Genomic DNA, 2,733 nt, shown 5'->3' with positions numbered 1-2,733 from the left:
CGCCCGCCGGGCCACCGCGGATTCTTCGAGGACGGCGGCAGTTCGTACGATGCGATCCGCCTGCTGTCGCTGCTGCGCTCCGGCTACGGTCATGACGTCTCGTACGGTCGGTTCATGGCCGAACCCACGGTTACCGGCCTGTCCCGACGCTGCCGAGAGCACGTGCGCTCCGACAGCGGTATCTGGGTCCTGACGCCGCGGCCGGCCGTGGCTCCGCGGCTGCGCGTGGTGTTGTTCCCGCCGGTCGGCGGGGGAGTGGGCTGTTATGCGGAACTCGTGCGGCGCCTACGCGAGGGCACCGGGGCTCACCTCATCGGATTCGACGGCCCCGCACCCGCGACACCTGCCGCCACTCCTGGCACCACCCCTGCTGCCACTCCTGGCACCACTCCTGCGCCCATTCTCGCCCCGATCTCCGCCGCCACCTTCACGCTCGCCGACCTCGCCGAGCGATGTCTGGCCGAACTGTCCGGGCAGGCTTTGACCGCAGATGCGCCTCTCGTCTTCGCGGGCTGGTCCTTCGGCGGCGCACTCGCCTTCGAGAGCGCGCGGCTGTGTCCGGTACCGGTGACACGCGTCGTCGTCATCGACACCCCACCGCCCGCCATCGCCGCAAGCCACCCGAACCCCGGCGCCGCAGAAGAGCCGACGCTCGCCGGATTCCTCGGTGACATCCGCCAAACCAGCGGCATCGAACTCGACCCGGAACGTGCGCTGACAGACCCCGTACTCACCGCGCGTTTCGCCGTCTACCGGCAGAATCTCAGCCTGCTGAACGCCTGGGACCCCCAACCTTCGGAGATCCCGGTACACCACCTGCGTGCCGCCGACACGCCGGCCCCGAATGAGGCCGCGCACTGGAGCCGTATCGCGCCGGTCGCAAGCAGCGTCGTCCTGGCCGGTGGCCACTTCGACGTTTTCGCCGACGCCAATCTGCCCGCTGTCATCCACGCGATCGAAGGTGAGCTGCCGTGAACGCAATGAGCAGTGTGAACACGGTGACTGCGCGTGCCGCCATCCTGGACCGGCTGGCGGCTCACGGACATCCGCTGTCCGCGGCGCAGCGGGAGTCCACGCTGGTCAGCCTCGGCGTGAACTCGGTGACCCTGGTGCAGGTCCTCTCCTCGCTGGAGGACGAGTTCGACCTCGACTTCGACACCGAGAGCCTGTTCGCGGGCCCGGTCTCCGTCGCGCTGCTCGAAGCCGAGCTCGTCCGGCTCTCCGCGGCGAACAGCGGCGCATAGTTATGCAGGCGAGCACAGAGCGATAAGCTTTGCGTCACCGGTGCCGCAGGGCACTCGACGCGAAGGGCTCGACCATGGATCTGCCAGTGCCGCGGGGCTATCGCTCGTACACCGCCAACATGGGGTTGAAGGACCAGGCGCACGACTTCGCGCTGGTCTTCTCCGAGGTGCCCGCGGTCTCGGCCGCCGTGTTCACCAAGTCCCGCTTCGCCGGCCCGAGCGTGCGGCTCAGCCGCGAGGACGCGCCGCGCCAGGACGCCCGCGGGATGGTCGTCATCTCGCGTAACGCCAACGTCGCGACCGGCAAGGTCGGCGCCGCGCACGCCGAGGAAGTGCGGCGGCTGGCCGCGCAGCGCGCGGGGATCGCGCCCGGCGAGCTCGTGATCGGCTCGACCGGCGTGATCGGCAGGCCTTACCCGATCGAGAGTCTGCGCGACGGCATCGCGCGGATCCCGCAACAGCTGCCGTCGGCCGACTTCGAGGCCGCGGCCGCGGCGATCATGACCACGGACACCCGGCCCAAGTCGGTGCACCTGCGCTGCGGTGACGCGGTGATCGTAGGCATCGCGAAGGGCGTCGGCATGATCGAGCCGAACATGGCCACGCTGTTGACCTTCTTCTTCACCGACGCCGAACTCGCCCCCGACCGACTGGACGCGGTATTCCGGCGAGTGGTGGACCGCACCTTCAACGCTCTGAGCATCGACACGGACACTTCCACCAGCGACACGGCCGCCGTGTTCGCCAACGCATTGGCCGGTCCGGTCGACGAGGCTGAGTTCGAGCGCGTGCTGTATCAGGCCGCGCTCACGCTCGTGCGCGACATCGCCTCCGACGGCGAGGGCGCGACCAAGCTGATCCAGGTGGAGGTGGCCGGGGCGCGCGACGTGGCGCAGGCCCGCCGCGTGGGCAAGACGGTGGTCAACTCGCCGCTGGTGAAGACCTCCGTGCACGGCGCCGACCCGAACTGGGGCCGGGTCGCGATGGCCGTCGGCAAGCTTGAGGACGACGTGGACATCGACCCGGCGCGCGTCCGTATCCACTACGGCGATCTGGAGATGTACCCCGAGGAGGCCGACGACGCGATGCTGGAGGCCGCGCGCAAGTACCTCGGCGGCTCCGAGGTCGTGATCCGCGTCGATCTGGGAATCGCGGACGGCGCTTTCACCGTCTACGGCTGCGACCTGACCGCGGGCTACGTCGAGGTCAACTCCGGCTACACCACCTGACCGACCTGACCCGGCTGAACCACTCGAACCAGCCGACCACCCGGACCAGTTGGCACCGCCACGCGCGCACTCCGGCCCGGTCCGGCCCGGTCCGTTTCCGCCCGCTGCTTCCGCCCGGCCCGGCCCCCGCGGTGCGCGCAATTTCCCCGCGCGTGTCAACAGGCAGACGCGTGCTCCACCACACCGTGAAACTCATACAGGATCCTGAGACAACTGCCGTCTCATGTATTTGTCAGTATACTAACTTGCCGGTGCGTGGC

The 2,733-nt window shown here is 69.2% G+C and carries 3 protein-coding genes; all 3 read left to right on the top strand.

Translation table 11 applies throughout. The annotated features are described in order from the left end of the window. On the top strand, positions 1 to 975 hold a 975-nt coding region (locus VGS97_RS09065; protein WP_326852854.1), incomplete at its 5' end, for a thioesterase domain-containing protein. A gap of 5 nt (positions 976 to 980) precedes the next feature. Then, on the top strand, positions 981 to 1,244 hold the full coding sequence (locus VGS97_RS09060; protein ID WP_326852855.1) for an acyl carrier protein: 264 nt from the start codon (positions 981 to 983) through the stop codon (positions 1,242 to 1,244). A gap of 74 nt (positions 1,245 to 1,318) precedes the next feature. After that, positions 1,319 to 2,473: a bifunctional glutamate N-acetyltransferase/amino-acid acetyltransferase ArgJ gene (gene argJ / locus VGS97_RS09055; RefSeq protein ID WP_326852853.1), complete on the top strand. Its 1,155-nt coding sequence runs from the start codon at positions 1,319 to 1,321 to the stop codon at positions 2,471 to 2,473. Positions 2,474 to 2,733 lie beyond the last annotated feature (260 nt).

The organism is Actinocrinis sp. (genome assembly GCF_035946395.1).
Classification (GTDB): Bacteria; Actinomycetota; Actinomycetes; order Streptomycetales; family Catenulisporaceae; genus Actinocrinis.
This window is presented reverse-complemented; position numbering and strand designations above follow the sequence as displayed.